This window comes from Pedobacter nototheniae (assembly GCF_004335085.1).
Taxonomy (GTDB): domain Bacteria; phylum Bacteroidota; class Bacteroidia; order Sphingobacteriales; family Sphingobacteriaceae; genus Pedobacter; species Pedobacter nototheniae.
Genome location: NZ_RQRS01000081.1, coordinates 1 through 438, shown reverse-complemented (window position 1 = coordinate 438; position 438 = coordinate 1). Strand labels below are relative to the sequence as shown.

Annotated in this window: 1 protein-coding gene; it reads left to right on the top strand. The window is 28.3% G+C overall.

Going from position 1 to position 438, the window contains the following annotated elements; translation table 11 throughout:
- Nucleotides 1-74: 74 nt before the first annotated feature.
- Nucleotides 75-438: hypothetical protein (locus tag EHC72_RS23345; RefSeq protein WP_394346900.1), on the top strand; the 364-nt coding region annotated here is incomplete at its 3' end.

Sequence of the window (438 nt, the reverse complement as noted above, 5' to 3'; positions counted from 1 at the left end):
GTGATTATTTCGCAAAAAACATTAATGATCGCAATGACTTTATAATTTCATAGGACTCAACAGGAACAGATGTAATTTATTCGAATGAAGTTTCTTTAAAAATAGAAAAAACGAATGAAAAACTACCTTATATTCAGATTGAGAAAGAAGCAAAAGGAAAATCATTATCTGAAGCCAAGAAAAGAGCTGAACAAATTAAATACAGCTATAAAATAGAAGGAAGTCATTTAATTTTAGACAACTATTTGTTAACAGATTTAAAAAACAAATACAGAGATCAAGAAATTGAAATCACTTTATATTTACCAAAAGGAACTTTATTAAAACCGGATGAATCTTTGCGAAACTATGACCGTACCGATGCAGATTACTTTTTATGGAATCCAGAATCTAATACCAATGTTTACAAAGTTGAGGAGAACAAAGTAAGATGTTTAA